The 2535-nt window shown below is 72.1% G+C and carries 2 protein-coding genes and 1 pseudogene; all 3 read left to right on the forward strand.

The features are described 5' to 3' along the window. Positions 1-451: pseudogene (locus tag G6024_RS15775) on the forward strand (allantoicase); the annotation flags it as partial. Positions 452-605: 154 nt separating this feature from the next. Further along, on the forward strand, positions 606-1670 hold the full coding sequence (locus tag G6024_RS15780) for an isopenicillin N synthase family dioxygenase (protein WP_061228882.1): 1065 nt from the start codon (positions 606-608) through the stop codon (positions 1668-1670). Further along, complete coding sequence (locus G6024_RS15785; RefSeq protein WP_061228881.1) at positions 1670-2464, forward strand: alpha/beta fold hydrolase; 795 nt, start codon at positions 1670-1672, stop codon at positions 2462-2464. The genes G6024_RS15780 and G6024_RS15785 overlap by 1 nt, the downstream gene beginning before the upstream one ends. Positions 2465-2535 lie beyond the last annotated feature (71 nt).

Below are 2535 nucleotides of genomic sequence, written 5' to 3' on the forward strand. Positions count from 1 at the left end.
CTCGTCACCGGCCAACATCATCGCCCCCGGCCGCTCCCGCCACATGGGCGAGGGCTGGGAGAACGCCCGCCGCCGCGACGACGGCAACGACCACGTCACCATTGCCCTGGCCGGCCCGGGCACGGTCGATCACGTGGAGATCGACACCTCCTATTACGTCGGCAACGCCCCCGGATCGGCGTCCCTGCACGGCATCCGCAGGGCCGAGGACCTCGACCGCCCCGAGACCTGGGTCGAGTTGGTGCCCCGCACCCCGCTGCAGCCCGATTGCCGCCACCGGTTCCTCGTCGGGGCCCCCGCCGGCCCCGACACTCCCGGCACAGACCCCGACCCCGTCCGGTTCGTCCGCATCGACGTCTTCCCCGACGGCGGCATCGCGCGACTCCGGGTGCACGGGCGGCTCACGGCGGACGCGCTCGAGGCGATGGCCGCCCGGCTCCCGCGGAGCTGACCGTTAATGCGGTGGTCACACGCGGGTGACGGCGACGGAACCCGCCCTCGGTAGACATGGTCGTGCACCGGACCCCACCCCGCGTGGTGGGCGCCGCGGCCCGGCACACCGGCCCCCGTCACCTCGGCCGGCCACTCCGCCACAGGAGAAGCTCATGACCACTGATCACCCCGGTTTCCACGTCCCCACGGTGGACCTGTCTCCCTACGTCGTCGGCGGGTCCTCCGACGACCGCGCGCGGGTCGCCCGCGAGATCGACGAGGCCTGCTCGACCGTCGGGTTCATGCAGATCGTCGGACACGGCGTGGCACCCGCGGTCATCGACGGTCTGGCCGGCGCGATCGACGACTTCTTCGCACTGCCCCTCGAGGCCAAGAAGGCCTACCGCGTGGCCGATGCGAACCGCGGGTACAGCCCGCCCAGGAGCGAGTCGCTCAGTTTGAGCCTCGGGGTGGAGTCCGCGGGGCGGATGAACGACTTCTTCGAGGCGTTCAACGTGGGGGTCGAGGCACGCTCGTTCATCGGTCTGGACCTGTCGGAGGACGACTACGGGATCAACGTGTGGCCCGATCTCCCCGGTGGCCGGCGGCCCGGTTTCCGCGAGCGGGTCGATGCCTACTTCGCCGAGGCCTCCCGTGTCGCGCGCACGCTCACCCGCGTCTTCGCCGACGCCCTCGGCCAGCCCGCGGGGTATTTCGAGCAGCTCACCGACCACTCGATCGACGTTCTCCGCATGGTCAACTACGCCCTCGACGAGGGGCCCGTCTCGCTCGACGGCGAACTCAAGGGAATGGGCGAGCACACCGACTTCGGTCTGGTCACGGTCCTGTGGGCCGACCGGGTTGCCGGTCTCCAGGTCCTCGGCACCGACGGAGGCTGGCACGACGTCCAGCCCGTGGAGGACGGCCTGCTGGTCAACCTCGGCGACCTCACCGCGCGGCTGACCAACGACCGGTGGATGTCGACCCTGCACCGCGTGGCGCCACCGATCGTCGACGGCCGCATCGTCCGCCGCCGCTCTGCCGCGTTCTTTCACGACGGCAACGTCGACGCCGTGGTGGCCACCCTGCCCGAGTTCGTGGGCACCGACGGCGACGCCTACGAGCCCGTCACCGTCCGCGAACACATCGCAGCCAAGCTCGCCGGGTCCCGGCACGGCAAGGCCAATACCGCGGCGGTTCGCGAGGCGGCCCGGGTCCTGGCGGCGTCGGCCCGGTAATGGAGGTCGACACCGTGACGGACGTGGTGTTGGTCCACGGCGCGTGGGCCGGCGGCTGGGTGTGGGACACCGTCACCGGTCCGCTCCGTGCGGCCGGCCTCCGCCCCCATGTGGTCGACCTACCGGGCGTTGGCGGCGACGACGACGAGGTGGTCGACCTCGACACCCTGGCCGACCATGTCTCGGCACTCGTGCGGCTTCTCGAACGACCCGCCGTTCTCGTGGGGCACTCCGGCGGCGGGGTCGTGGTGACCCGGGTCGCCGAACTGATTCCGGACCGGGTCGCCGGGGTCGCCTTCGTCGCCGGGATGATGCTGCCTTCGGGGGTGGACTTCGCGCAGCTCTGCGCCGGGATCGGCCTGCCCACGGATGTGGGGATCTCCCGGTGGCTCGAGTCGAGCGCCGATGGTCGCGAGACCTCGGTCCCGCCCGAGGCCGCGGCGGCGGTGTTCTTCCACGATGCCCTGGAGGGGGAGGCGATCGCTGCCGCGCGACGGTTGCGTCCGCAGCGGGAGAGCGCCCGGCTGATCTCCGCCGCCTGGACCCCTGCGCGCTTCGGCGCCCTGCCGCGGTTGTACGTCGAAGCCACCGGGGATCGCACCGTGCCGATCATCGCGCAGCGACGCATGCAGCAGCTCACCCCTGGTGCCCGGGTGGTCACGCTCCACACGGGCCACGTCCCGCAGCTGTCCGCACCAGGCCCACTGTGCGCGGCGCTGGCGAGCTTCACGCGGGACGTCGCCGCCGGCGACGCGGATCGGCCGGCGCGCCACATCGCCCTCACGTCGGCGTAACACGGCGGAAAAGCGCTGGTGTCAGACTCGGAGGCGACACCGCGGCGGTGCGGTCGGCCCAGCCGACCCGG

The sequence above is a fragment of the Dietzia maris genome (assembly GCF_014144855.1).
Taxonomy (GTDB): domain Bacteria; phylum Actinomycetota; class Actinomycetes; order Mycobacteriales; family Mycobacteriaceae; genus Dietzia; species Dietzia kunjamensis.

Coding starts and splice junctions, on each gene's coding strand:
- G6024_RS15780 (WP_061228882.1), top strand. CDS start 606: ATGACCACTGATCACCCCGGTTTCCACGTCCCCACGGTGGACCTGTCT.
- G6024_RS15785 (WP_061228881.1), top strand. CDS start 1,670: ATGGAGGTCGACACCGTGACGGACGTGGTGTTGGTCCACGGCGCGTGG.